The organism is Chryseobacterium aquifrigidense (assembly GCF_006716485.1).
GTDB classification, from domain to species: domain Bacteria; phylum Bacteroidota; class Bacteroidia; order Flavobacteriales; family Weeksellaceae; genus Chryseobacterium; species Chryseobacterium vietnamense.
In genome coordinates this window covers 147,291-172,820 of sequence record NZ_VFPD01000003.1, presented here as the reverse complement: position 1 = coordinate 172,820, position 25,530 = coordinate 147,291, and the positions used below count along the sequence as shown (strand labels likewise).

Annotated in this window: 27 protein-coding genes; 6 read left to right on the top strand and 21 right to left on the bottom strand. The window is 36.8% G+C overall.

From position 1 onward, the window contains the following. Positions 1–130: 130 nt before the first annotated feature. The 3 genes from FB551_RS19445 to FB551_RS19435 all read right to left on the bottom strand — a co-directional run bounded on the left by FB551_RS19445 (position 131) and on the right by FB551_RS19435 (position 2,110). The gene (locus FB551_RS19445; protein ID WP_047428206.1) at positions 131–940 is read right to left on the bottom strand and encodes a glucose 1-dehydrogenase; all 810 of its coding nucleotides are present in this window, start codon (positions 938–940) and stop codon (positions 131–133) included. Between the two features lie 73 nt (positions 941–1,013). Further along, positions 1,014–1,487 carry a GNAT family N-acetyltransferase gene (locus FB551_RS19440; protein WP_142018621.1) on the bottom strand — a complete coding sequence of 158 codons (474 nt, stop codon included), beginning with the start codon at positions 1,485–1,487 and terminating at the stop codon, positions 1,014–1,016. Between the two features lie 5 nt (positions 1,488–1,492). Next, positions 1,493–2,110: a DUF1684 domain-containing protein gene (locus FB551_RS19435; RefSeq protein WP_142018620.1), complete on the bottom strand. Its 618-nt coding sequence runs from the start codon at positions 2,108–2,110 to the stop codon at positions 1,493–1,495. 131 nt (positions 2,111–2,241) lie between these two features. Between FB551_RS19435 and FB551_RS19430 the strand changes: the two genes are divergently transcribed. Further along, positions 2,242–3,822 (top strand): GMC family oxidoreductase N-terminal domain-containing protein, encoded by a 1,581-nt coding sequence (locus FB551_RS19430; protein WP_142018619.1) that lies wholly within the window; start codon positions 2,242–2,244, stop codon positions 3,820–3,822. Between the two features lie 2 nt (positions 3,823–3,824). Here FB551_RS19430 and FB551_RS19425 read toward each other — a convergent pair whose 3' ends face one another. The 3 genes from FB551_RS19425 to mqo form a co-directional block, all read right to left on the bottom strand. Further along, entirely contained in the window at positions 3,825–4,691 is an 867-nt protein-coding gene (locus FB551_RS19425) for an AadS family aminoglycoside 6-adenylyltransferase (RefSeq protein ID WP_142018618.1), read from the bottom strand. Between the two features lies 1 nt (position 4,692). Next, the gene (locus FB551_RS19420; RefSeq protein ID WP_034693615.1) at positions 4,693–5,094 is read right to left on the bottom strand and encodes a hypothetical protein; all 402 of its coding nucleotides are present in this window, start codon (positions 5,092–5,094) and stop codon (positions 4,693–4,695) included. Positions 5,095–5,161: 67 nt separating this feature from the next. Continuing rightward, positions 5,162–6,667: a malate dehydrogenase (quinone) gene (gene mqo, locus FB551_RS19415; RefSeq protein WP_047428214.1), complete on the bottom strand. Its 1,506-nt coding sequence runs from the start codon at positions 6,665–6,667 to the stop codon at positions 5,162–5,164. 499 nt (positions 6,668–7,166) lie between these two features. Here mqo and FB551_RS19410 point away from each other — a divergent pair, with 499 nt between their 5' ends. From FB551_RS19410 to FB551_RS19400, 3 genes are read left to right on the top strand one after another with little or no spacing between them, the layout of a single operon-like run. Beyond that, positions 7,167–8,270 (top strand): hypothetical protein, encoded by a 1,104-nt coding sequence (locus FB551_RS19410; RefSeq protein ID WP_142018617.1) that lies wholly within the window; start codon positions 7,167–7,169, stop codon positions 8,268–8,270. Positions 8,271–8,285: 15 nt separating this feature from the next. Beyond that, positions 8,286–9,107, top strand: coding sequence for a hypothetical protein (locus FB551_RS19405; protein WP_142018616.1), 822 nt, complete (start codon positions 8,286–8,288; stop codon positions 9,105–9,107). A gap of 38 nt (positions 9,108–9,145) precedes the next feature. After that, positions 9,146–9,889, top strand: a complete 744-nt coding sequence (locus tag FB551_RS19400; protein WP_142018615.1) for a hypothetical protein — start codon at positions 9,146–9,148, stop codon at positions 9,887–9,889. 72 nt (positions 9,890–9,961) lie between these two features. Here the strand turns inward: FB551_RS19400 and FB551_RS19395 are convergent, their stop codons facing one another. Next, the gene (locus FB551_RS19395) at positions 9,962–11,002 is read right to left on the bottom strand and encodes an NAD(P)H-dependent glycerol-3-phosphate dehydrogenase (RefSeq protein WP_052186838.1); all 1,041 of its coding nucleotides are present in this window, start codon (positions 11,000–11,002) and stop codon (positions 9,962–9,964) included. A 225-nt stretch (positions 11,003–11,227) separates the two neighbouring features. Here FB551_RS19395 and FB551_RS19390 point away from each other — a divergent pair, with 225 nt between their 5' ends. Then, entirely contained in the window at positions 11,228–12,256 is a 1,029-nt protein-coding gene (locus FB551_RS19390) for a M23 family metallopeptidase (protein WP_142018614.1), read from the top strand. A 307-nt stretch (positions 12,257–12,563) separates the two neighbouring features. On the opposite strand, the gene FB551_RS19385 is transcribed toward FB551_RS19390, so the two are convergent. The 5 genes from FB551_RS19385 to FB551_RS19365 form a co-directional block, all read right to left on the bottom strand. Continuing rightward, positions 12,564–13,736 carry an MBL fold metallo-hydrolase gene (locus FB551_RS19385; protein WP_142018613.1) on the bottom strand — a complete coding sequence of 391 codons (1,173 nt, stop codon included), beginning with the start codon at positions 13,734–13,736 and terminating at the stop codon, positions 12,564–12,566. 17 nt (positions 13,737–13,753) lie between these two features. Continuing rightward, entirely contained in the window at positions 13,754–14,407 is a 654-nt protein-coding gene (locus FB551_RS19380; RefSeq protein WP_142018612.1) for an NAD(P)-dependent oxidoreductase, read from the bottom strand. A gap of 56 nt (positions 14,408–14,463) precedes the next feature. Beyond that, positions 14,464–14,916: an Rrf2 family transcriptional regulator gene (locus FB551_RS19375; protein WP_226798739.1), complete on the bottom strand. Its 453-nt coding sequence runs from the start codon at positions 14,914–14,916 to the stop codon at positions 14,464–14,466. 23 nt (positions 14,917–14,939) lie between these two features. Next, positions 14,940–15,890, bottom strand: a complete 951-nt coding sequence (locus FB551_RS19370; RefSeq protein ID WP_142018611.1) for a hypothetical protein — start codon at positions 15,888–15,890, stop codon at positions 14,940–14,942. A 139-nt stretch (positions 15,891–16,029) separates the two neighbouring features. After that, complete coding sequence (locus tag FB551_RS19365) at positions 16,030–16,464, bottom strand: FKBP-type peptidyl-prolyl cis-trans isomerase (RefSeq protein ID WP_051934256.1); 435 nt, start codon at positions 16,462–16,464, stop codon at positions 16,030–16,032. A 297-nt stretch (positions 16,465–16,761) separates the two neighbouring features. On the opposite strand from FB551_RS19365, the gene FB551_RS19360 reads away from it, so the two are divergent. After that, entirely contained in the window at positions 16,762–17,769 is a 1,008-nt protein-coding gene (locus tag FB551_RS19360) for a catalase family protein (RefSeq protein WP_142018610.1), read from the top strand. A gap of 100 nt (positions 17,770–17,869) precedes the next feature. Here the strand turns inward: FB551_RS19360 and FB551_RS19355 are convergent, their stop codons facing one another. The 9 genes from FB551_RS19355 to FB551_RS19315 form a co-directional block, all read right to left on the bottom strand. After that, positions 17,870–18,283, bottom strand: coding sequence for a nuclear transport factor 2 family protein (locus FB551_RS19355; protein ID WP_047428244.1), 414 nt, complete (start codon positions 18,281–18,283; stop codon positions 17,870–17,872). 3 nt (positions 18,284–18,286) lie between these two features. Beyond that, a complete protein-coding gene (locus FB551_RS19350) occupies positions 18,287–18,814 on the bottom strand; it encodes a TetR/AcrR family transcriptional regulator (protein WP_142018609.1) in 528 nt (175 codons plus the stop codon). Between the two features lie 448 nt (positions 18,815–19,262). Then, positions 19,263–20,306, bottom strand: coding sequence for a TerC/Alx family metal homeostasis membrane protein (locus tag FB551_RS19345; RefSeq protein WP_047428632.1), 1,044 nt, complete (start codon positions 20,304–20,306; stop codon positions 19,263–19,265). An 85-nt stretch (positions 20,307–20,391) separates the two neighbouring features. After that, complete coding sequence (locus tag FB551_RS19340; protein ID WP_047428248.1) at positions 20,392–21,000, bottom strand: TerD family protein; 609 nt, start codon at positions 20,998–21,000, stop codon at positions 20,392–20,394. A gap of 68 nt (positions 21,001–21,068) precedes the next feature. Next, positions 21,069–22,016 carry a hypothetical protein gene (locus FB551_RS19335; RefSeq protein ID WP_142018608.1) on the bottom strand — a complete coding sequence of 316 codons (948 nt, stop codon included), beginning with the start codon at positions 22,014–22,016 and terminating at the stop codon, positions 21,069–21,071. A 16-nt stretch (positions 22,017–22,032) separates the two neighbouring features. Beyond that, positions 22,033–23,208, bottom strand: coding sequence for a toxic anion resistance protein (locus FB551_RS19330; protein WP_185150226.1), 1,176 nt, complete (start codon positions 23,206–23,208; stop codon positions 22,033–22,035). Between the two features lie 2 nt (positions 23,209–23,210). Beyond that, positions 23,211–23,768, bottom strand: a complete 558-nt coding sequence (locus FB551_RS19325; RefSeq protein WP_142018607.1) for a TerD family protein — start codon at positions 23,766–23,768, stop codon at positions 23,211–23,213. Then, positions 23,758–24,582: a phosphoribosyltransferase family protein gene (locus FB551_RS19320; RefSeq protein WP_142018606.1), complete on the bottom strand. Its 825-nt coding sequence runs from the start codon at positions 24,580–24,582 to the stop codon at positions 23,758–23,760. Before FB551_RS19320 ends, FB551_RS19325 begins: the two co-directional genes overlap by 11 nt. A gap of 8 nt (positions 24,583–24,590) precedes the next feature. Beyond that, positions 24,591–25,259, bottom strand: a complete 669-nt coding sequence (locus FB551_RS19315; RefSeq protein WP_142018605.1) for an HAD family hydrolase — start codon at positions 25,257–25,259, stop codon at positions 24,591–24,593. Between the last annotated feature and the right edge of the window lie 271 nt (positions 25,260–25,530).

Here is a 25,530-nt window from a genome sequence, read left to right as displayed (position 1 = left end):
AGCGATAATTATGAGTAATGAGTAATGAGCAATATTTAATTTCGTTTCAATCTCTGAGAACAACCTCAAAACTTTAAACTAAATTTTGAACATTAAACCTTGAACATTAAACGTTGAACTTCGAATTTCTCTACCCTCCGGTAGAAAAACTCTCAAACGTAGTCATTCCACCATCCACAAAGATGCTGGTTCCGGTGATATAATCTGCAAGGTCACTGGCAAGGAACGCGGCTAGGTTTCCGATATCCTGCGGTTGTCCGATTCTGTTATAAGGAATAAGGTTCAGAAGAGAATTAAGGGCTTCCGGAGTATCCCACGCATTCTTATTAATAGGGGTTTGAATAGCCCCCGGACAAATGGAATTGACACGGATCTTGTTGGCCCCATATTCCTGAGCAAGGGTTTGCATCAGCATTCTGATGGCCCCTTTACTGGAAGCATAATTCGCATGTCCCGCCCACGGAATAATTTCGTGTACCGAACTGATATGAATGATTTTTCCACATGCTGCGGACCTTGAAGGGTCTATTCCTCTTCTCAGAAATTCTTTAATAGCTTCTCTGGCGCATAGAAATTGTCCCGTCAGGTTGACTCCGATGACAGCATTCCATTGATCCAATGTCATTTCAGTGAATTTTGCATCCTTTTGAATGCCTGCATTATTGATCAGAATATCTACAGTCTGATATTCAGCAATGACATCCTGAAACATCCTGACTACCTGATCTTCTTTGGAAACATCACATTGATAGGTCATTCCCTTACCTCCGGCATCCGTTATTTCTTTTAATACAGCTTTAGCTTCTTCCGTAGATCTTTCTGAAGAATGGTTGACGATGACTGTTGCTCCAGCTGCAGCCAATGATTTCGCAATTCCCGAACCGATTCCACTGGAAGCTCCTGTGACTATAGCCACCTGATTCTGAAGTGATATTTCCATGTTTTGTAATTTGATGTTACTCAAAGTTATGGAAAGATTCCAGCAGATAAAAAATTATGATTTTAAAATTTTATTAAAGTTTTTTGTGCATCAGGTATTGAGGGCCGCTTCTTCCGATCCTCGTTTTACCATCGTAAATGTATCCTGCCTGAAGGTAAATATGGTAAGCAGAGTCATTTTTCTGGTTTACAGCGAGGACAATTTCATCACAGCTATTGAAGTGGTTTCTGACAAAATCTCCCACTTCCAGCATTGCAGCTTTTCCAATTCCTTTGCCCTGCATTTGCGGATTCACAGATAAAGAACGTAATAAAACTGAGTTTTCATTATCTGTAAGTTCGAGTTTATCTTTCCCAAAATCAAGTACAAAAAAACCAGCAGGCTGATCGTTGTAAAATATAGTTACGGGAAATGCATCGTTATCATCCCGTTCACTGATACTTTGTAAAGCCTGCTGAGCAGTCGCTGTAAATCTCATCTGATTTTCATCCAAAGCATAGCTGACTCCGGAACGATCTTCTGGTTTAAAGAATGCTAAATGTATCATAAGTATCAGTGATGGTAGATATCTTCATACATTACTCCTGCACGGATTTCCACGGGAAGTTTATTTTCCTCCGGAACAATAGGGCAATTGTAATCATAAGCGTTGTAAGCACAGAAAGGATGATAGGATTGATTGAAATCAAGCACAATGGTATTTCCTTTCGGGATGGTAAGATCCATGTATTTTCCTCCTCCATAGGTTTCTTTTTCATTGGTGGCATCACGGAACGGAAGGAAAAGATAGTTTTTGTATTTTTCCTGTTTAATTAAATCCAGACTCTGATATAACGTTACAGTATAAGGTTTTCCATCCAATGTAAAGGTTGCTTTTCCATATTCCTGATACATTTTTGTTTTGCCTGAAGATGTGGGAAGTTCAAAAGGCTGCGTATCCTTCGACTTAACAAATTCTGCCGTAATCCTGTACTTAGCATTAAAAGGAAAGAAAGGATGCCCCTTAAAATTTTTTAAATTATCACCTCTTAACGGAGTCTCTTTTGGATTAAGATATTCCGCATTCAGTTCTTTCTGAAATTTCTGGACCTCTTTCTCTTCCTTTGACATCTTTTTCTGAGAAAAAAACCATAGTGGAAGAAGCAGAAAGAGTATTATATATTTTTTCATGAATTTAAAATTATAAGTAAAACTATGAATTTCCGAAACAATAAAAGTTAAAATTGTAATAAAAAAATATAATCTGTAATAAATAAAATAAGCACCTGCATATCTAGCATACTTTTTGAAAAACAAAGCTCATGGACAGAAAAAGCTTCATTAAGACCGGTGTTTTGGCAATATCAGGATTTTACTTTCTTCAATCTGAGTTATTTCATGCTGCGGAAAGAAGAAACAATAAGATAAAGGACTATCGTGATGTTCCGATTGTTATTATTGGCAGTGGATATGGAGGTGCGGTATCTGCCCTCCGCCTTTGTGAAGCCGGAAAAAAAGTGGTACTGCTGGAGATGGGTCTTAACTGGGAAAAAGCAGGAATTCCGTTTTCCAATCTGCTGAAGCCCGGTAAAAGTTCTGCATGGCTGAAAACCAAAAGCATTGCTCCTTTTATGAATATTTTTTCTCTGACTCCTTTTACCGGAACACTGGACCGTCTGGATTTTGATCATATTAAAATCTGGGTAGGACGAGGGGTAGGCGGAGGTTCTCTGGTGAATGGCGGAATGGCTGTTACTCCTAAGGAGAGCTATTTCAAAGAGGTTTTCCCTGATCTTGATGCTGAAAAATTTTATAGCCATTACTTTCCTCTGGTTCGGGAAGAGCTTAAAGTAAACGTGATTAATGAACAGTTTCTGAAAGACTGTCCTTATTATAAATTTACGCGGGTAGGTGAAGAAGAAGCTCATAAAGCCGGGTTTAAAACCATCCGGGTTCCGAATGTGTATGATTTTAAATACATGGAAAAAGAATTCCGGAATGAAGTTCCCCGTTCTGCGCTCAATACTGAAGTGATTTATGGAAATAATCATGGGAAAAACAGTTTAGATAAAACCTATCTCAGAAAAGCAATGGAAACCGGAAATCTGGAAATTCTTGATCTTCACCGTGTTCAGACCATTCAACTGAATGATGACAAAAGTTATACATTAAATGTGCAGCAGACCGATACTTCGGGAGCTCTGATTGCGGACAAAGTTTTCACCTGCAAAAAACTTATTCTTTCTGCAGGAACAATGGGCACTTTACAGCTGCTGTTACAATCCAATGCAGAAAACGGGTTTCCTATCCATGAAAAGATTGGCAAAAACTGGGGAAATAACGGAAATTTTATGACTGGGAGAAACTGGGTTAAGCCTTTGTCCGGCGGTACCGGAGCTAAGCAATCCACTATTCCGGTAGGAGGAATTGATAACTGGGATAATCCTGAACATCCGTTTTTCACAGAAATTGCTCCTCTTCCAATGGGAATGGATGTTGCTACTGCTTTGTATCTGCTGATTAACAGGGTTGATAAAAAAGGAGATGTTTTTTACAATAAAACCAGCCAATCTCTGACATTAAACTGGAATGAAAGTAATACTCTCAAAATGAGAGAAAATGCCCAATATTTTATCCGGAAAATGAATAAAGCTAATGGGGGTACCAGAAGCCATCTTCTTTTCGACAATGGTTTTGGAGCAGATATCTGTTATCATCCGCTTGGTGGATGTGTCCTTAATGAAGCTACCAACGAATATGGAAAGCTGAAAGATCACGAGAACCTGTATGTTTTGGATGGCTCGTTAATTCCGGGAACCATTGGTGTTAATCCCTTTATTACCATTACAGCCATTGCAGAATACTGTATAGAAAATCTTATCAGAAAGAATGAGTTTGCCTGAAATTAAGGCATTGCCTTCACTTCCTCAAGATAGTTCCTGATATCTTTTTCCAGTTTTGCAGGATAGATAAAATGAAGTTTTTCTGCCAATGAAGTCCCCAGTTCATGTACCAGGTCGGCACATTCCAATAAAGCTTTCCAGTTTTCTTCAATATCGCTTCCGGAGAAAGTTTTTTCCACCTTGCTCCACAAATCAGCGGACAGGTATTTTTTGAAAAGTCTTCCGTGTTTATTGGTTGTGATCGTATTCCAGTTATGATTTCCGGCAATATACCATTCAATCAAAGGAACGAGATAATCTGTACGAAGAATATTTTCAGACATAAATTTGGCATAAAAAATATCTCCGCGCTTGAGGCATTTTGCAACATAGGTTGTATCCCACCAGAAGTCATTCATCAGCTGCTTAAATTCCTTTTCAGATGGTTTCTGAATCATGACTGACTGATACGTTGGTTCTTTCAGCTTTTCAGTCAAATTATCTTTATCTATTAAAACCTGGTATCCTACATCCCAGTCTTCAGGAAGGTTTTCTTCTTTAATTTCTTCAATAAATTCCGTTACCTGATACAGCTTAAAGTCAACCTTCACATGGTCTTTATACAAAACCATTTTCATGGCATGTTTTCCGTCAAAAACACTCTCATCTTCTTCAATCATGGAAATAGGCTCACCAAAGAGTCTGATCCATTCATTTTCTGATTCATAGAATAATCTGTTATCAAAAACAAGTTCTACATCAAGATCACTAAAATCATCTACGGGTGCATAAGGATTTACCAATGAGCTGGTAAGAAGAACAGCACGAATATCAGGATTGTTTTCAGCCCAGTGAATAATCTGTTTCAGCTTTTCTTCCCTTACTTTCATATTAATAAGATTCTGATATTTTCACGCGGTACACGTCGGAAGAATTTCTCTTGATTGATTCTACAAAAAAGCCTCCTTCCTCAGGAATTACTTCTTTCAGATCAAAACTTTTACAATCTTTCGGAAGCCCGGAAAAGATCAGGGTAAACCAAAAGTCTTTCATAAAGGGAACCGGTGTCCAGTATGGTGAAATTGAAATATTTTCCGCATGAATCATTTTGCTTCTATGCTCAGACTGGTTGTCAAAAAGATAGGTTGAATGCCAGATCCTGATCAGGTTTCCCAGAAACGGTGATGCGGGAAAACAGCAATGTACAATAACCTGCCTCTCCTCTTCTGTTTTTGCCTGAAGAGATTCCAGGATTTCCTTTGCAATGACTGGTTTTACAATTACTTCTTCCACCTTTTTATAAATAATGAGGAATGAGCAATGAGTAATAAAGGCTATTACTCATTGTTCATTATTGATGTTAATATTCTAATTCTAGTTTTTCTTTGGTGTAATTTCTTACTTCATGGGTCAGTTCTGGGTTTTCGGCCAGTTTTTGTCCGTAAGAAGGGATCATTTCAAGTAACTTTCCTTTCCATTCTCCATGTAGTTTTTCCGGGAAACATTTTTCCAGCACATTCAGCATGGCATAAACTGCAGTGGAGGCACCCGGTGAAGCTCCCAATAGAGAAGCAATTGTTCCGCTCTTGTTCACTACCACCTCAGTTCCGAATTCCAGCTTACCCCCTTCTTTTTCATCTTTTTTGATAATCTGAACTCTCTGTCCGGCTACTTTCAATTCCCAGTCTTCTTCTTTAGCATCCTTGATAAATTCTCTCAAATGCTGCATTCTCTGCGACTTAGTCATGGCAACCTGCTGGATCAGATATTTTGTTAGTGGAATATTATGCCACCATGCTCCGAAAAGTGATTTTAAATTTTTGGTATTTACGCTTTCAGGAAGGTCAAGATAGCTTCCCTCTCTCAGGAATTTAGTTGAAAATCCTGCAAAAGGTCCGAAAAGAAGTGCTTTCTTCCCATCAATGATTCTAAGATCCAGATGCGGAACAGACATTGGCGGGGCATCTACCGTAGCCTGCGTGTATACTTTAGCATGGTGCTTTTCTACCAGCTCCTGATTGTGACTTACCAGCCACTGGCCAGAGACCGGGAAACCACCATATCCTTCACTTTCTTTAATATCTGAACTATCCAGTAAAGGAAGCGCATATCCTCCTGCACCGATAAATACAAAATCTGCCACCACTTCCTGTTTATGACTGTGAATTCTGTCTTTCACTTTCATTTCCCATGTACCGTTTTCTCTCGGGCTGATATCTTTCACTTCATGGTATAAGAAAACCTCAACATTGGAATCTTCCAGAAGGTGTCTTCCCATTTTTCTTGTCAGGGTTCCGAAGTTCACATCTGTTCCCATATCCATCTTTGTTGCAGCCATTACTTCAGATTGATTTCTTTTGCTCATCACCAGAGGAATCCATTCTTTCAGTTTCTCGTGATCTGTAGAAAATTCCATTCCTGAAAAAAGGACAGATTCTGCCATTTTATCATGACGTTTTCTAAGATATTCAGCATCTTTTTCTCCAAATACCAGGCTCATATGTGCACAGGAATTGATAAATTCTTTGGGTTCATGAATATATCCTTTGGTAATCAGATAAGACCAGAATTGTTTTGAAATTTCAAACTGTTCTGCAATACTTTCAGCTTTGGTAATATCAACAGATCCGTCTGGTTTTTCAGGGGTATAATTTAGCTCACAAAAAGCGGAATGTCCTGTTCCGGCATTATTCCATGCAGCTGTACTTTCTTTGGCAAATCTTCCGAGTCTTTCGAAGATAGCGATTTCAAGATTTGGATCAAATTCATGAAGCAGCGTTGCTAAAGTGGCGCTCATGATTCCGCCGCCTATCAGTACAACGTCGTATTTAGGTTTCGGTGTTCTGCTTGTAAGCGATTGTGACATAATTTTAAAATTTTACTTCAAATTTCGTGAAAAGTTTTAAAAACCGGAACGATTTTAACACGTTATTTTTTCGTTCAAAACACTTATTGAGTACACAACAAAAAACCATGGAAAATTTCAATAGAACACCATTGAAATGATTGATAATGTAAAACAGTTGTTTATAAAAATGTTAATTTTTTATTTTTTTAATTCACTGAATGGTAACTAATTAATTAATTGACAAGGGCAAAATTTTATAAAAATTTAAGTTTACTTAAGTTCATCGGATTAAATACAGCAACCATAAGTATTTATGCCATTACACTTTATCAACAATAAGTGATAAACAATTACACTTACAATATAAAATATCACTTTTTATTGATAAATATACAATTTTATAGATTTAATTCTATGCATACCACATTGAATAACTGTTTTTTTTATGTACCTTTCAATTGATTTAATACCTATTCCACAAGTATTTAATTAAAATTATTTCATAAACATACTACAGATGAAAATTATTAATTTCGTGAGTACACTATTCGCGACAGTGGCATTTGCCCAAAGCGGAAGTGTAGGAATCAACACGTCCACACCGGACCCCAGTGCAATTCTGCACATTGAGAACTTCAGTGGAACACCTGCCACAGCTACTGCCGCCATTTCGGGAGGAGCTGTTACCGGGGTTACCATCAGCAACGGAGGTAGTGGTTATACTTCCACACCAACAATTAATTTTTATGGAGGAGGATCTGTCGTTAACGGAGGTTCAAAAGCGCGTGCTACAGCAGTAATTTCCAATGGTCAGCTTACAGGGATAACGATTAACAACGGAGGTAGCGGCTATACGACAGCTCCTACGGTAACCGTTTCCGGAGGTAATAAAGGAGTATTATTTCCCAACCTGAATATTGCCAGCCTTACCAGTACAACGAGCCCTGTTACCTCTCCCGCCAATGGACTTATTGGTTTCAACGGAGGAACAAATGGTAACAACAGAGCTCTTCATTTTTTTAACAGTACAACCAATTCATGGCAAAGCACAATTGATGCACAAAACACTCCTAAAGTTGCCTATCTCGATTTTACCGGATCGCTATCTGCTCTTGACAATGCGATAGCGGGTGCCAGCACTCAGCTTATGGTAAATAATCCTGCGGTTTCAGGGGTATCAAACATCAGCGGATTTAAAGTTCTCCCCAGCACTTTAGGAGGATATTCCCTTATTCTTCCACAGGGAAGCTATCTGGTGGAAGTGAATCTGAATTTAAATTCCCCCCAGGAAAATCCAGCCGGAGTGAACGGTACTGCTCCACTCACAGGGAGTACTTATTATCTGATGGGATATTTTATAGATTTCTACAGCGACACCTATAATAATTCATCCAACACCTTTACCGGAGGAGGCGTCAGCAGAAAAGAGGTTCCTATTGTTTCAAAAGTAAGTACCAATCACCTCGCGACCTGGTCTTTCTACTATACAGTACCTGCAAATGCCAATGCCAATATTATTGGCGCATTACGGTTGAGTCTGGGAAGAATGCAAAACAGTACATTCTACGATCTTGTGAATGTAATTCCTACCGGTTCTTATATTAAAATATCTCAGTTATAAAAAAACAATCAACATATGAAAAAAAGTTATATCCTGCTATTATTGATTATAGCCCAGACCATATATGCACAGGTTGCTATTGGGAAAACTTCAGTCAACAGCTCAGCTGTTCTGGATGTTTCACAGATTACCAATAAAGGAGTACTTCTTCCAAGAGTGGATATTGTAGATGTATTGAGTAATAGCTCTCCGGTAAATAATCCGGCAGAAGGACTGGTGGTGTACAATAAAGGAAACTCCATCAGTCCCGGTCTTTATATCTGGAAAAATAACAGATGGACTCAGTTGTCTGATACGTATAACCTGGTAAGTTATATGATGCTTCAACGCTCCTCTGATTATGCGATACTTGGAGGTCTCGCCAACGGTACATACAAAAATTTTAATGATGCTGCCTTTACTGTTGTATCCAATGATATCGGAGCATTATACAATACTTCCACGGGAATTATCACACTTCCCGGAAACAGCGGTTATCTGGTGAATGTATGCCTGAACATCAGAACAGCTCTTGAAAGCACTACAGCAGGGATCGGAGGAACTTCTGTTCATCTCCATCAGTATCTTGTAAAGCTCATTGATCCGTCCAGCGGAAATCAATATGGTAAAACAATAAGTATTAACGCACAATCAATTGCCGGTAATAAGACCCATACGCTGAATATGAGTTTCTCTTTTGTGACTACTTCAGCAGCACCTATTCTTTTAGTTCCTGCCATTGCTCATGATGCAGGAGGAACTTATCAGAACGGATCCGGGGGAACAGCTCCTAATAACGGAGAAATCATCATCACGAACGCTAAAGTTGATATTCAAAGATCAGCGCTTAATCAATAATCAATTGCACAATGAAAACATCTATTTACATAATCTGTATGATACTGTTAAGCATTTTTTTAAATGCACAAGTTGGTATTAATACAAACTCGCCCAATGCGAGCAGTGTTCTGGACATTAACTCATCCAATAAAGGAGTGCTTTTTCCGCAATATGATCTGCTTGTTCTGAACAGTACTTCAACGCCTGTTGCGAATCCCACAGACGGGCTTATGATCTACAATAACGGAGGAGCCTCAACATATCCGAAAGGATATTATGTTTGGGTAAGAAATCAATGGCAGCGTATTATAGTTTCCGGTTCAGAACCTCAGATAATGTCTCTGCTTATCAGTCCGGGAGTCCTTATTCCTACCGGAAGCACAAATAATACATTAGGAAACTTTGCAGTAACTTCCAATAAAATTGCAGGGGCATCACTGGGTACAGATAATTCCACTATTACACTGCCTGCCGGAACTTATATTGTAAGATATTCTGTGGATTCCAGCAATGCAAATAATAACAACGGAACGGCTAACACCCAGTATCTTTCTCAAAATTTTACCTGTACCCGTTCTTATCTGATTAATTCTGCTACGAGTGCAACCATTACGGAAACCAACAGAATGTGCCAGCTGTCAAGTTCTTTTACATTCTACCAGGGAAGTTATTTTTTAACACTGGCTGCCCCAACAACGATCCGTCAGAAATTTGAATTTGATACAGGAAATGGCTTTACTGCCAGCAATCTTAATGTCAGATCATCATTATCACTTGTCATTACTAAGATGAGCCTATAAAAAAACTTAAGCACTTTCTGTGCTTAAGTTTCATTATTTATGTTTAGCAGGACTTTCCCAAGTCCTGTTTTTTTAATTCAATTTTGCGGTCAGTTTTTTAAACTGTTTTTCAGCATTTTTACCTTCATACAAAATGGCATATACTGTATCAATAATCGGGAGTTTAAGATTTTTTTGTTTCGCTGTTTTATAAATGGAATCTGCAGCATAATATCCTTCTGCCACCATATTCATAGACTGAATGGCAGATTTTACCGTATATCCTTTTCCGATCAGGTTTCCAAGGTTTCTGTTTCTTGAGAAAAGCGAATATGCTGTTACTAGAAGGTCTCCCAGATAGGCGCTTTCGTTTACATCTCTTGGTGCTTCGTAAATTGCTTCCAGGAAGGTTTCCATTTCACGGATCGCATTGGAAACAAAGACTGCTGTAAAGTTATCTCCATAGCCTAATCCGCTTGCAATTCCCGCTCCGATTGCAAAAATATTTTTAAGAATAGCACTGTATTCATTTCCTAAAATATCTTTGCTTGTATGAACTTTGATAAAGTCTGAACTGAAGATTCCTTCAAGCTTTTCAGCAGTTTCATCTTCTACTGTAGCAATTGTAAGATAAGAAAGTCTTTCCATAGCCACCTCTTCAGCATGACAAGGCCCTGCAATAACAGCCTGGTTTCTGAAACCGATTTTAAATTCATCACGCAGATAATGCGCTACTACGTCATTTACTTTAGGAATAATCCCTTTAATTGCAGAAATAAAGATCTTATCCGAATAATCACATGTCATCTTATCCAACGTATCAGACAGGTAGATAGACGGTGTTGCCAGAACAATAACATCACAGGCAGCAACCAGCTCGTTAATATCTGTTGTCAGTTTTAAACTTTTCAGATTAAAATGTGCAGCGGTAAGATAAGTAGGGTTATGTCCACGAAGTTCAATGGCTCCTTTTACAAATTCACTTCTTACGCACCAGTGTACTATTTTGCAGTTTTCAACAAGCATTTTTACAATAGCGGTTGCAAAACTTCCGCTTCCTACAACTCCTACAGAAATATCCTTTTTATTCTTTTTTGGATTCGAAGATTCTGAAATAATTTTCTTTTTAGCCATAATTGGAATGTGAACTGCAAAGATATTAAAACAAAGACGTATCGCGGGCTTTGAAACTATGATAAAAGCCATTTTCTGAAAAAATTAACACTTCAACACAATTAAATAACTAATTAACCGTTAAATACAGAAAAAACTGAATTTTAAATAAAAATAACTCACAAAACTTATTTTTATTTAAATTTGCAGCTTCAAAACCGTTTTAAATTTACTAAGAGAAGAAATATGAAAAAATTTCTAAACAGCAAGAAGAACGTAAACATTCTCCTGGGAGGACTTTTACTAGTAGTTTTTGCACAAGGTGTCTTCATTGCGAAGCTCTTTTCTGAAAGAGATGACAAAACTTACGAAGTGAACCTTGTAAAAATAAACACTGAAAAAGACAGTGTAGATTATTTAAAAATGAAAACTGATCTTACTCTTGTAGATCAGACTGTTGCTCAACTCAACTCCTTCCTGAAGTCCAAAGACATCACTAATGAAAAGCTCATGATGCTCAGCCAGGACAGTATTTCAAATTCTATTTATCTTTCCAAACAGGCTAACCGATATAGCCAATATCTGATGGATCTTCAGAAAAAACTGATGCAGGTACCATTAGGAATGCCTACTGACGGATATATTTCATCTAATTTCGGGATAAGAAAAAATCCTATTCCATTCAAAACTGTTTTTGCTTCGGTAAGATCAAGTGCGGCAACAGAGGCAAAACCAACGGTAGCTGCAGCTGCAAAACCTGAAGTAAAAGCCGAACCTGTAGAGAAAATTATAGAACTTACAGACAGCTATGGAAATAAAAGAGAAGTAAAAGTGATGGTTACTCCAAAAGCAACTCCTGTGGCTTCTGCCCCAACTCCTTCTGCCACTAAAACTGTTGCCGGAACTACTACAGCCAAAACTGCTGTTGCGGAAAAAAACAATCCACCTGCTGAGGCTGACCAAATGCAGTTTCATAAAGGGCTGGACATTGCGGTTGCCTATGGTTCCGATGTAAGAGCTGCTGCTGCAGGGACAATCATTTTTTCCGGACAAAAAGGAGGCTATGGAAACTGTGTAATTGTTTCGCATGGAAACGGGCTGGCTACTTTATATGGACATTTATCTCAGCTTGTTGCAAAAGTAAATGATAAAGTAAAAGTAGGTCAGGTCATTGCAAAATCCGGAAATTCCGGGCGTTCTACCGGACCTCATCTTCATTATGAAGTCCACAAAAACAATACTCCGATTAACCCGAAATTGTTTATGAATCTATAAAAAGAAAACTGTCTCATGAGAGGCAGTTTTTTGGTTTTAAAAAATAGAGTATTCATTTAAAGGCCTTTTTTAAACACGAAGAACACGAATAGTTTCACGAATATCACGAATATAATTCTCATGATCATAGATCTGCAGCATATGAAAAATCTGCGAGATATTATTTTAACGCCAAGTTTTTAATTTGCTTTCTTTTGATTCTAGGGAGGCAAAGTTGGAATCAGCAAGCTGATTTGATGAGCTCTGGTGATATTTTATTGTTAACTACTATGATACAAAAAAAACAGCTGCCAATGCAGCTGTTTTTTTATTTTAAAATTTTAAGCGTTCCTTTCGGGTGGGTAAATGTACCGTCCGGACCTGCAATATTTGAGTAGATGATATTTTTATTATAATCCTGAATATGGGTTACATTGAAACCAAGATGAGGCTCATGCCAGTAAACCATAAAAACATTTTTCGCCACTTCTACAGCCGTATATTCTACGGTGTCTGTACTGTTTTTTGAACTTCCTGCGGTTCCTGTAAACGTCATTGTTTTATTATCTTTAAAATCAAGAAGGAATTTTATAGTTCCAAAATCCACTTCCACTTTACGGCCTATTGCCGGATAAGGAGATTTCAGATCCCAGTCCATTTCTTTAAGATAAACCTTTACTCCCATTTCCAGTTCGCCTTTTCCTGGTAGATCAGGATATTTTTTAACCATGAAATCTACAATAGCAGATGAAGTTTTGTTTTCAGTAACTGCCTGTTTATAGTTTTCCAGATAGCTTTTCACAAAATCAAGTGATTGTGGTGATGTGGACAATTCTGCAAAATGAGAAGGAATAACCTTTTCAGGCTTCAGAGCCTTCATAGCATCAATCTGCCCTATCCATTGATCAATTGCTTTTATATTCTGCGTATCTGCCATCCAGAGATGTGAGCCAACAGAAACTGAAATCCCGCCTGCAATGGTTTTGATGGAAGGAATCCAAAGAAAACTGTGTGCCGGATCTTCCAGGTTTTGAATAATTTCAATTTTGTTTCCTTCAAGATCAGGAATTGAAGTAACTGCTTCAGGAATTATAATTTCCGATGGAGCATCTGCCTTCAACTGTGGTTTCCACACTCCCATTTTATCATCTTTTGATGCTGATATCAGATAAGCGGTCTGTGCTGTTGAAATAATCTTTGCATCCGGAAATGCTTTTTTAATCACATCCAGTCCAAAGTAAAAATCAGGATCACTGTGAGAAATGAAAACCGTTTTCAGGTTTTTTCCTGTTGCTTTTATTTCTCTTACCAGCTGTTCTGCATATTGCTTCTGAAACTGTGCATCCACAAGTATGGCATCTTTATCTCCATAAATAATGGTAGAAGTGATAGGAAATATAGCTTTGGTTCCCGGATTATAAACTTTCACTTTTAGATTTCCTGCAAATATGCTGATGAATCCCAACAGTGCTAATAACGACCATAATTTTTTTTGTATCATTTCTGTTCTTTTATCGATTAGTAAGCTGCGGTGAAACGTTCACGGATGTGGTTATTCTGCTCCAATTCATCTACCAAAGCAACAGCTACATCTTCTACAGAAAGACGGCTTCTTCCGTTTTCATCAAATACCGGAGTTTCTAATGATGTTCTGTATTTTCCTGTTCTTTCTCCTACGTTCGCCTGGTTCATTTCGATAGCAGGGCTGAAGAATGTCCAATCCAGTGTATTGTTTTCTTTGATCTTGTTTAAATAATCTCTTGCTGCTGTTGCACCCGGCTTGTAAGCTTCCGGGAAATCAGGAGTATCTACGATCTGTACGTTATCCGGTGTGTAAAGACTTCCTGCTCCACCTACTACAATCAGTCTTTTTACACCTGACTGTTCTACAGCTTTTTCAATATTTTCAGAACCGTTTAAAAAATCGTTGTAAAGATTAGGATTCGTCCATCCTGCGTTGAATGTACTGATTACAGCATCACTCCCTTTCAATGCTTCAGCTAATTCATCTACATTGTTTACATCAACACTTTTGGCGGTTACATTTTGCTGTGTTTTTACTTTTGATGCATCTCTTACCAATGCTTCCACTGCATATCCTCTGTCTGCTAATTCTGATACTACGTGTGCTCCTACAAATCCTGTTGCACCGATTACTGCTACTTTTTTCATAATGTTTTATTTAATTAAATTGTAATAAATTTTGTTACATTTAAGATTAAAAAATTTTATTCGAACTGGTCTGTGAATTTTTGTAATGACTTGTCTCCTAAAAAGTTTACAACCAATTGGTCTGTTTCTTCAAATAATGTATTTAAATGATTGTTGATCTCTTTTCCAACACTGCATGCCGGATTGGGATTCTGATTTTTTTTGCCTAATACTTCTGTATTTTTTACTGCTTTATAGATCTCAGAAATAGTGATCATTTCAGCATTTTTTGCAAGCTGACTTCCTCCTTCTTTTCCCTGTCTGCTGATAATCAGACCTGCTTCTCTCAATACGCTGATTTCCTTTCGGATAATCACCGGATTCACATTGATACTACCGGCCATCCAGTCAGAAGTAAGCCACTCCTGAGGACTTTTTGCCAATAATGTCATAATATGTACTGCCGTAGCAAATCTTGTATTGTTCATTGTAATTACAGGGCAAAGATACACTTTTTCTAAATGTAACAAGATTTATTACAGTTAAATTTTTCTTAAAGTATTAATTTGTCCAGATCCAGCAACAGATAATTGATGTTCTGATTAATGGTACGGGTTGCGGACTGCATCTGATTCAGCATGGCTGCCCGGTTATGAAGATCATCTGCCCTATAAAGGCCACCATCACTGAAAATCACCGACTTATCTGCCGCTTCTTTACTATCGTCAAACTGATAATGCAGCCATCGGGATTTCATATTTCCGATAATGGAATGTTCTTCTCTGTTGGAAAACTTTTTCTCTGTGTACATATACCAGATAAAAGGTGGAAAATTGGGTGACTCCAGCTTTTCTCGCCAGATATCTCTCAAAAGATTTCTTTGGTGGATAAACTCCACTTTCTTTCCTTTCGGGTTAAGGGTTGCCAAACCAAAACCTGCTCCCAGAACCCCTCCACTAATATCGATGGCATTACTCCAGCCCTGATCGTGCACAATTCCTCCTGCTATTGAAGCTGCTGCTCCTGCAATGATGGAATATAAAATAAGTTTATTATTTCTTGAAGAATTTAAGTTATCCACATAATTTCCAATCTGGGCTACTCTTTCTCCTTCACAGTCAAACTCTGCAGCCACCGCATCTAACTCTGTAAGAGCAATTGTTATTTTGCTGTTTATTTTTGTTTTTAACTGTAAAACTTTAACCTGTGAGGCCAGGGATGAGTCTTTTTTGAGATCAATAATCTCATGAACTTCATCTAAATTATCCAGTGCATTTAAGATGAGAATGCTCTGGTCAGAAAATACCTCTTTTAGGTCTTTATTGGCAGTTAAGATCGAATCAGAATTATAGGATGGAAGTTTATTGCTGTAGTTATATTTGAACGGAGCCTTACAATAGCTGTCTTTCAGCGTGAGAATATTCTGCTGAATAGCCTGATTCTTTCTGGAAACACAGGAAGTAAGAAGCCCGAAAACAATCAAAAGGTAAAAAAGTTTTTTCATTCAGTCATTTTTTGTGCAGGATTGATGAATTGTAGCCGGTTCATCTTCTTCTTCAACTTTACAATTATCAATACGAATATAGCACAAATAAAAAAATTTACCTGAAATCAGGTAAATTTTAATTTATTTTTAAGTAGGATTATTTAATATCCAACAATTCAACTTCGAAAACAAGGGTACTGTTTGGCCCTATTTCTTTGCTGATTTCCTGATCTCCATAGGCTAAGTGCGGAGGAATAATCAGTCTCCATTTGCTTCCGACCGGCATTAACTGAAGAGCTTCAGTCCATCCTGAAATAACTCTGTTTAAAGGAAAAGATGCGGGTGTACCTCTTTTTACAGAGCTGTCGAATACTTTCCCGGAAATAGTAGTTCCGTGATAATGGCATTTTACAGTAGATTTAGGACCTGGTTTTGCACCATCACCTTCTGTAATAATTTCATATTGCAAGCCGCTTGGTAACTGCACAACGCTTTCTCTTTTACCATACTCCTCCATATATTCTTTACCGTCTTTCAGGTTCTTTTCTGCTAATTCTTTTTTACGTTTAAATAACATATCTGCTACTCCCATATTATAATTTTTTACAAAGATAAGGCTTTTTAGGGTTGGAAGGTGGAAGCACGATGAGGGAAGTTTAAAAGCCCAAAACATTCCCGTACCAAACAACAGCTTTTTAAATCATTCTTATTAAAAAAATCTAAACACTAATAATCAACAGGTTAAACAGTTTATTCTTTAATATTTATCAACCATATAATCTTACATTTCCTTATTTTTAAATATGTTTTCCACAAAATTCAAATAATTGTAATACTTATTTAACACAGATTTCGAAACTTGGCGTTATAATTGGATTTTAAAAACTAAATGCCAAATCCACTAAAATATAATAAGAAGTTTGATGAACTGAATGAAGAGGAAAAAAAGCTTCTGGAAATCAATAAAAAAACAATAGCAGATTTTGTTGAACAATCCTCTTCCATTAGTGATGTCAATTATGCTACCAGGAATGCCCATGCTAAAACGTATGCGGCAGCAAAGGGTACATTCCGGATAGAACCAGTTATTCCGGAATCACTACAGCCTTTTTTTGATAAGGAAAAATTTGACCTGACTATACGTTTTTCCAATGCTCAGCTGAAGATTAAGAATGCTAAAAAAGATATTCCTGCCTACGGCTTTGCAGTGCAGATCAGGGATGAAAGCGGTACACTGCTTGCGAATTATCCGCTGGTTAACTTCCCATTGTTTCCCATTAATTCTGTTTCAACTTTTTTGAAACTGTTTACTGCTGTCAACAGATTTTACATCAAAAAATGGAGCAGCCTTTTTACACTGCTGCTTCAGGTGATTAAAATAGTTCCTTCCCTGGCAACAGGTGATATGGTTCGTAATATGATCAAACTTCTTGGTAAAAGAAATGATTTTATTCTTTCCTTCGACTATTATTCTATAGGTGCTTACCGGCTTGGGGATCATATTATCAAAATAAAACTGTCTCCTCAATCTGTGGATAAGAACATTGGAAAAAGACAGAAGGTAAAAGATTCCTTAAAAAACTATCTGCAGACACACGACTTTACTGCAGATGTTTTGATACAGGTATGTTATGACCTGAAAGACCAGCCGATCAATAAGCTGAATGTAGAATGGAAAAATTCCCCATATATCAAGATCGGTGAGGTTAAAATAAATAAAGGTTCCTTACTGGATGAGCGCAATTGTACAAATGAACTGCTGTCATTCAATCCTTTTGAAAGTAAGCTATTCTTTCAGCCAGTAGGAAAAATACAGAAACTGCGTGATGAAGCTTACAAAGTATCTATGCAAACAAGGAGAAAGATTAATAAGCTGCTGCATGGGAAAAACAGTTAATAAATGATGAGTTATGAATTATAATTTATTGACTGGATGTTTCAGTTTTAATAAACCTTAAAAAAACAAAAATGACTGTTGTAGTAACAGTCATTTTATTTTATCTGAATTTTCGTTCTTCCTCTTTGATCGCCATATCATTGATACTGGCATATCTTTTTGCCATCAGCCCGTTTTCATCAAACTCCCAGTTTTCATTTCCGTAGGCTCTGAACCAGTTTCCTTCCTGGGTCTGATATTCATATTCAAAACGAACAGCGATACGGTTGTCAGTGTGTGCCCAATATTCTTTTTTAAGGTGATAATGAAGCTCTTTTTCCCACTTTTTCTGTAGAAATACTACAATATTTTCTCTTCCATTCACGAATGTATCTCTGTTTCTCCATTCGCTGTCAATGGTATATGCTTTGGAAACCTTTTCAGGATCCTGACTGTTCCAGGCATCTTCTGCCATTTGAATTTTTTCCAGTGCCGTTTCAAGAGTGAAAGGCGGAAGCGGATGTTTCTGTTCCATAACTTATTGTATTAAATTGGTAACTATTTTTTTTGATTTTTCAATGAGTTCATTGGATTTAAAAAGCTGGCTTTCTATGATGCTGCTTTCAAAAAGCATGTAGATATGATCGGAAAAAGTATCATCATTCAATAATTCTAAAAAAAAGTTTCTGAGATCAGCTTTATGAGACTGAATTACGCTGAATATTTTAATATTATCCATTGGTATTTCCGAAAGAATATTCAGGAAGCTGCACCCACGGAAATTTTCTTTTTTATTCATATATATCAGGAAATCGAAAGCCTGGATGGTTTTAGATTTCGGGTCTTTTTCCTTTGATAGAAAACTATTGAATTCACTGAACCAATATTCATGTCTTACCTTCAGAAATTCTACACATAGGTCTTCTTTGGATTTAAAATATTGATAAAAGCTTGCTTTGGCTACTTCTGCCTCGGAAATGATCTGATTGATTCCGGTAGAATTGTACCCTTGTTTTGCAAACAATTCGAAGGTTATTTCTACTATTCTTTCTCTTGGAGATTTCATATTGCTTTTCTTTTCTGGAACAAATGTATGAAAAAAAATAATATACAGACCAGTCTGTCTATTTTGTTTTTAAAAAATTATTTGGTAAAATGTTGGAAACGCAAGGGTGCGAAGTTTTTATGAAAAATAATGTGTTAAGGCGCAAGGATTTTATCTGCGATAAAATTTAATATCGTTAATAATATGTCTCTGAATTATGCAAATAATTAGTAAGTATCCTTGCGTAAAGTTTTTGACAATCTTATTCCCTTTTATCTCAAACCTTATAGGTTTTTGAAACCTATAAGGTTTACATCTTAAAAATTCAACATTGCTGAAACCTTTGATTTTCTTGGGCCTTAAATAATATGCAAAATGCTTATCATCCGGGCGTTTTTCCAACAAAAAACACAAATAAAAAACCTCCAGAAATAAATTCAGGAGGCTTTATAGTATATTTTAAATACAATTATTTTTCATCCAATTCTTCCTTCTTCTCTTCTTCTTTTTCAGGAAAGATGATCGATAAAAGAACAGAGATCACCAATACTCCTCCTACGATTCCCAATGAAACCGGAGACGGAATATGAATCCATGGTGCGATAAGCATCTTAACTCCAATAAAGGATAGAATGATGGCCAATCCGTATGGAAGTTTGCTGAACATATGAATAAAGTTCGCTAACAGGAAATATAATGATCTTAATCCTAGAATCGCAAAGATATTTGATGTATAAAGGATGAACGGATCATTTGAAATCGCAAAGATCGCCGGAATGGAATCTACTGCAAAAAGAACGTCCGTAAATTCGATAACCCCTACAACTACTAAAAGGGGAGTTGCCATTTTGATTCCGTTCTGGATAGTGAAGAATTTATCTCCATCATAGTTATCGGAAACTTTCCAGAAGCTCTTGATCAATCTTGCTCCTGCTGTATTACTGTAATCTTCGTCATCGTCATCATCGCCATCACCCCATGATTTGATCCCTGCATACACAAGGAATAATCCGAATAATGTCATGACAACGTTGATTTTCACCGCTTCACCGAAGATATTCATTTCAGGAAGATACGTCAGATTGATTAATCCGACTCCTGCAAAGATGAAAATCGCTCTGAAGATCAGGGCTCCGATAATTCCCCAGAAAAGAACCTTATGGTGAAGAAATTTCGGAACTTTAAAGAACCCGAAAACCAGGATAAATACAAATAAATTATCTACAGACAAGGCTTTTTCAATCCAATAGGCAGCCTGATACTGTGTAAATTTCTCTACTGCCAAAGCATGGCTTTCAGGACTTCCGTCGGTATTAAATACCCAATAGACCACTCCTGAAAAAACCATAGAGAGCGAGATCCATACAATAGACCAGATGGTAGCTTCTTTGGAAGATACTTCGTGACTTTTTTTATTAAATACCCCTAAGTCCAGGAGCAGCATGATAACGACTGTTACTGCAAATCCCCACACCAGACCAGGGTGCAGTTCTAAAATACTTTGATGTTCCACTTGAGTTATGTTATTATATGATAAAAGCAATAGATGCACAGAGTACAAATATTGCTATTTTATTTATCGTTTGATTGACAATTGATTATAAGTAATTCATCTGCACTGTCTGGATCGTCTGCTCCAGCTTTTTATCTGCTGTAGGATCTCCGATTGCGTTGAATTTCCATTCTCCGTTTCTTTTATAGAAAACACCCATTACCATCGCAACGTGCCCGCTGAAAGAAGCATCATTTGCAATATCATATTTTGCAAAAACTTCTCTTACGTTGGTAGGTGATCCTTCATAAATACGGATAGATGCAAAAGGAATGGTTCCGAAATCCTGGCCTCTGTAGCTGTTCAGTACCATTGCCACATGCTCTACATTCGGTTCCAATTGGCTGAAATCTACCGTGATTACTTCATTATCCAATCCGTCATCTCCATTTACGTCACCAGTAAGGTCATCTCCGCTGTGTCTGACAGATCCGTTTCTGGACTTAAGATTTCCAAAGTAGATTACTTCCGTAACGTTTTTGTTTGAATCATATAAAATACAGCTTCCGTCTAAGTCTACTGCTTCTTTTTTAGTTCCAAAAAATCCTTTCTTTTCAATTGCTCCCCAGTTGATTCCTACACAAGCCTGGGAAAGTTCAGCTCCATTTTCTTTTTTAAGGTTTATTCTCTGACCTTTTTGTAAGTTGATAGCCATCTTTTTATGTTTAGTTGTTATTTATTTTTTTGCAAAAAAGTTATTCTTCTTTACTTTCAAATTTCGTTCTAGTTATTATTCAGATTCAGGTTAAGCATCGCTCGCAGAATATTCGTTTCTTCATCGAAGTCAAATATTTTGCTCATAATGTCCATATTTTCCAGGTTTTTAATATAATCTTTCAAAACGCCTTCCACTTCTGCCGGCAACGTACGTTTTCTTTCATTCATACTATGTTCCAACTGCTCATTTTTATTTCTCAGCTGATCAATAATAGAGCTTTGGTTAGACTGATTTTCAGAAATATCCAGCTTATCCAGTTCTTTATCAAAAAGATACAATTTCTTTTCATCTACACTGAAAATAAAATAATCATCCGACTGAAAGATCTTAAACAGTTCATAATCATGGGTTCCAATAAGATAACCACACACAAAACGGACTTTAAATCCCTGTATATTAAGCCTTCCCAACAGTTTCCTTTCAATAGAATACTCTTTATACTGATAGGCAGGAAAAGCATCGGATTTCAATAGTGTTTCATCTGTATTGGTCCTGTAAAATTCCTGAGCATATTTTTTATGAAAGTACAGTACATTTTCCCAATTGGCTGTAAAGCTATCTTCCGTAAGATCTTTATACAACGTTTTCAAATGTTGCGAAAACACACCACTGTACATTTTCCTATCGGTCTGAAAGTTGTCTGCCTGTCTTTCCTCAAAACCTGAAATATATTTACTGTTGATGTTAATTTCATTGATGACCGCCAGCATATCATTTTCCTTCTGCTTTTTAATTTTAGTCAGAAGTTCTATAAGGCTGTCGGTATACTGAAGGTGAAAAAGTTCCAGTTTATTGTAATCTAAAGCCGTATTTTCCTGGAACAGATTGTGGATAATATCTGTTTTGATGTAAATAGATATAATGTCAATATGTTCAAAAAAATTAGCGAGAAGCTTAAGCTTTGTTAATCTTCTTTTGCTTTGCGACAATATGGTTGCTGCATCATCCCCCACCTTGGTATCCTATAAATTAACCTCTGACATTTGCTTTAAGTTCATGCTCCAATGTCTGAAGATCCTGATCCAGTTTTCTTCTGTTATCAGCTCCCTGTTTCTGGATTTGTTTCACTTCATTCAACGTATTGATCAGCATGGATGTTGTTTCTCTTAATGTTTCCACAGATACAATAGTCTGCTCATTCGCTCTGGCAACATTCACAGAATTCTGGCCAAGACGCTCAGCATTCTTTCTTAAGATTTCTTCTGTAGTGGAAGAAACTTTCTGCTGGATTTCAATATTCTGCTGCTGTCTGTACATTGCTACAGCTAGTGAAAGCTGGTTTTTCCATACAGGAAGTGTCGTGGTAAGAATCGTCTGTGCTTTTTCAGCAATAGAAACGTTGTTATTCTGTACCAGCCTGATCTGTGGAAGAGATTGCATCATAATTACACGCACCACTTTAAGATCAGCCATTCTTCGGTCTAATCTTGCAATGAAATCTCTTTTATCTGCAATCTGATAATCCTGAAAATTCTGAGGAGCAGCTTCCATTTGAGCAAGTTCAACGGCAGCTCTTTCCATTCTGATATTTCCTGCGATCACTAGCTCTTCAATCTGCTTGATAGAATTCACATTGCTCTCAAAAATAGTCTGAAGAACAGCATTATCTTTTGTAGAAGTAATGATTCCTGCATTTACTTTATAAGAAATCTGCTCAATATTGTTGATGATCTTATCGTATTTTGCAAATAAGTTCTCTACCTGAGTCATTACCTTCTTCATGAATGGCAATTTGCTCAGGAAGCTTTTCACTTTGTTTCCGTTAAGCTCTTCTACGTCTACATAATTAAGCTCTACCAAAAGGTCATTGATAAGTCCTCCAACTTCTCCGGAATTTGATCTTCTTACATTTCCTAAGAAGCTGTCACTCTGATTGGTTAATGTTTTCTGAAGTTCCGCTCCGAAGTTCACGATAGAACCTGGATTGGCTTCATCAATAGAGTTCGCAAGAACTTCATATTTCTGACGTTCTTCTGACTGCAGCTGTGTCAGATTTACATTTCCTTCTCTGTCCACAAGAACTGCCGGAGCTGCATTTTGTGCAGGCTGAGCCGGAGTGGGAGGAACCATTGGAGTAGGTTCAAAGGTTTTAAGAGGTTCTATTGATCCTAGCGGATCTATGGGTTGATTTTCCTGATTGTCCATGATTACTTCTGATAAATTGATACAAATTTCTCAAGGCCGTCTCTTTGACCTGCCCCTACAGCCTCAAATTTCCATTCTCCGTTTCGATTGTAGATTCTTCCGAATTCCACAGCAGTTTCGATTGAGAAATCTTCGTCTAATTCATATTTTAAGATCTCTTCATTCGTATCTGTATTGAAAATTCTGATGAAAGAATTTCTTACCTGTCCAAAATTCTGTTTTCTTGAATCAGCTTCGTGAATCGTTACTACTACCGTAATTTCTTTGATTGCATCATCAATTTTTGTCAGATCAATTTTGATCTGCTCATCATCTCCTAATCCTTCTCCTGTAAGGTTATCTCCAGTATGGATCACAGATTTATCCGGAGACTCAAGGTTGTTATAGAAAATAAAGTGATTATCTGAAACTAATTTTTTGTCGTCCCCAAGCAAAAATAAAGAAGCATCAAGGTCGAAAGCTGTTCCTGTAGAAGTATTATTGATATCCCATCCTAAACCTACAGTAAATTTAGGTGCGTTAATGTTTTCTCTTTGTCCTTTTTGTAAGTTAATAGCCATAATATAATTCCGTTTGTGTTAAAGTATTGATGTTATTTTCGTATTCTTTTATTAAATGATAATTGTTACTGATGGCGAGCTCCAAAAGCAAATCCATCTGTTCTCTTTTTACTTTAGACGTAAGATAATCAAAATTACTTGATTCCAGTCCTAAAATATATTTTACAATCCTTGTATTGAATTCAAAACTTTCTTTATTCATCACTTCTGCAACATGATTTACATTTTTCACTGCATAATAATTGAAAAAGTTTTCAATTTTCGGGTCAAGTTCAAAATTCATTAGTTCTGCATAATACAGGAACATAAAGTCAGCCTCCACACTATATTCGTCCAGGATTCTGTTGACTGTATATTCATGACTTCCCGTGATTTTTATATCGTCTATAAAAATACAAAGTTTTCCCCTCAAAAAATCTTTATCGATATAATAAGTATCATTCGCGATCAGATTTTTACGGTCTTCGAAATTAAGATTCCCATAATCTGTGATGTAAGTATGATTACGATTGATCTTAGATAAAATACTGGACTTCTTTCCTTTCTGAAACAAATAAAAATCCAGATGCTTTTTAAAGAAAAAACATAAGAAATTAGAAGCCGTAGGAATCGCCATATAAGGGCTTGGAAGTACTACAATCTCTTTGTCGGTATCTAAAAGCACTTCGTTTTCAGAAATAAATCCGTCGAATAATTCTCTCGCAAATTTTTCAGCATACGACTTATCGCCATATTTGAAATAGCTGTATTCTGCGGGTGAGAAAGTAAACTCATCTGCTGAATGAATGTGGTGTAAGCTGTATCTTTTATTCATGTTTATTTTTAGTGTTTAAGTAAGTGTGCACTGAAACCGAAGTTTTTTGCTCCCTGATAATCTGCTACGGGATTATCTCCGATATGCAGGATCTGATGCATAGGTAAATCCTGATCTTGGATATTATTCTTCACTTCCTGAAAAATAAGCGGGTTCGGTTTGGAACAGTTGATTTCATCAGAATAAATGTGGAAATCTATATACTGATCCAGGTTTTCGTGGATCAGGAATTTCCTCATGGTCGTTCCTTTGATAAATCCTGTGTTGCTCAGAATATTGATGGTCTTTCCCTGATTTTTAATATCATCAAAAAAATCATGAATATTCTCAAAAATCACAACCGGTCTGTATTCCAGAAACAGTTCTTCACTTTTGTTGTAAAACTCATTGAGTTTTTCCTTGTTCAATTGCTTTACATCTATATCCAGAGAACCAAGAATCATCAGATAAATTTCAAAAGTGTCTATATTTCCTCCCGTGACTTCATTAATGGTATTGCAAAGATCATCGTAATATTTTACAGTTTTCGCAACTTCCTCTAACGGTTTATCTACGTTAAAAAATGAGGAGAACAGCTCAACTCTTTTTGCTTTAAATTCAGGATGAGATTTGATTAAAGTGAGCCACAGGTCAAAGGAAAAATGACAGTGGTTATGGATGTCGATATCTGTTTTCAATAGGTTTTAAGTTAAAAGTTTTTATTTAGCTTCTTGAAAAAGATTTAAAATTTTTTAATCATCAAAAAGTGTTTACCGTACTATTCTTCCCAAAGATAAAATATTTATCATAAAAGCATTACGTTCGATATCTGTTTTAAGATATTTTTATGAAATTCTATGGATTTGAAAGATTCTCAGAAGATGATTTAAAAAGTGTTTAATATCCGTTCACGAAAAAATATTTTCAAAAATTCTTTGAAAATCAAAAAAAAATTATAATTTCGCAACC

Coding starts and splice junctions, on each gene's coding strand:
- FB551_RS19445 (WP_047428206.1), bottom strand. CDS start 940: ATGGAAATATCACTTCAGAATCAGGTGGCTATAGTCACAGGAGCTTCC.
- FB551_RS19440 (WP_142018621.1), bottom strand. CDS start 1,487: ATGATACATTTAGCATTCTTTAAACCAGAAGATCGTTCCGGAGTCAGC.
- FB551_RS19435 (WP_142018620.1), bottom strand. CDS start 2,110: ATGAAAAAATATATAATACTCTTTCTGCTTCTTCCACTATGGTTTTTT.
- FB551_RS19430 (WP_142018619.1), top strand. CDS start 2,242: ATGGACAGAAAAAGCTTCATTAAGACCGGTGTTTTGGCAATATCAGGA.
- FB551_RS19425 (WP_142018618.1), bottom strand. CDS start 4,691: ATGAAAGTAAGGGAAGAAAAGCTGAAACAGATTATTCACTGGGCTGAA.
- mqo (WP_047428214.1), bottom strand. CDS start 6,667: ATGTCACAATCGCTTACAAGCAGAACACCGAAACCTAAATACGACGTT.
- FB551_RS19410 (WP_142018617.1), top strand. CDS start 7,167: ATGAAAATTATTAATTTCGTGAGTACACTATTCGCGACAGTGGCATTT.
- FB551_RS19405 (WP_142018616.1), top strand. CDS start 8,286: ATGAAAAAAAGTTATATCCTGCTATTATTGATTATAGCCCAGACCATA.
- FB551_RS19400 (WP_142018615.1), top strand. CDS start 9,146: ATGATACTGTTAAGCATTTTTTTAAATGCACAAGTTGGTATTAATACA.
- FB551_RS19395 (WP_052186838.1), bottom strand. CDS start 11,002: ATGGCTAAAAAGAAAATTATTTCAGAATCTTCGAATCCAAAAAAGAAT.
- FB551_RS19390 (WP_142018614.1), top strand. CDS start 11,228: ATGAAAAAATTTCTAAACAGCAAGAAGAACGTAAACATTCTCCTGGGA.
- FB551_RS19385 (WP_142018613.1), bottom strand. CDS start 13,736: ATGATACAAAAAAAATTATGGTCGTTATTAGCACTGTTGGGATTCATC.
- FB551_RS19380 (WP_142018612.1), bottom strand. CDS start 14,407: ATGAAAAAAGTAGCAGTAATCGGTGCAACAGGATTTGTAGGAGCACAC.
- FB551_RS19370 (WP_142018611.1), bottom strand. CDS start 15,890: ATGAAAAAACTTTTTTACCTTTTGATTGTTTTCGGGCTTCTTACTTCC.
- FB551_RS19365 (WP_051934256.1), bottom strand. CDS start 16,464: ATGGGAGTAGCAGATATGTTATTTAAACGTAAAAAAGAATTAGCAGAA.
- FB551_RS19360 (WP_142018610.1), top strand. CDS start 16,762: ATGCCAAATCCACTAAAATATAATAAGAAGTTTGATGAACTGAATGAA.
- FB551_RS19355 (WP_047428244.1), bottom strand. CDS start 18,283: ATGGAACAGAAACATCCGCTTCCGCCTTTCACTCTTGAAACGGCACTG.
- FB551_RS19350 (WP_142018609.1), bottom strand. CDS start 18,814: ATGAAATCTCCAAGAGAAAGAATAGTAGAAATAACCTTCGAATTGTTT.
- FB551_RS19340 (WP_047428248.1), bottom strand. CDS start 21,000: ATGGCTATCAACTTACAAAAAGGTCAGAGAATAAACCTTAAAAAAGAA.
- FB551_RS19330 (WP_185150226.1), bottom strand. CDS start 23,208: ATGGACAATCAGGAAAATCAACCCATAGATCCGCTAGGATCAATAGAA.
- FB551_RS19325 (WP_142018607.1), bottom strand. CDS start 23,768: ATGGCTATTAACTTACAAAAAGGACAAAGAGAAAACATTAACGCACCT.
- FB551_RS19320 (WP_142018606.1), bottom strand. CDS start 24,582: ATGAATAAAAGATACAGCTTACACCACATTCATTCAGCAGATGAGTTT.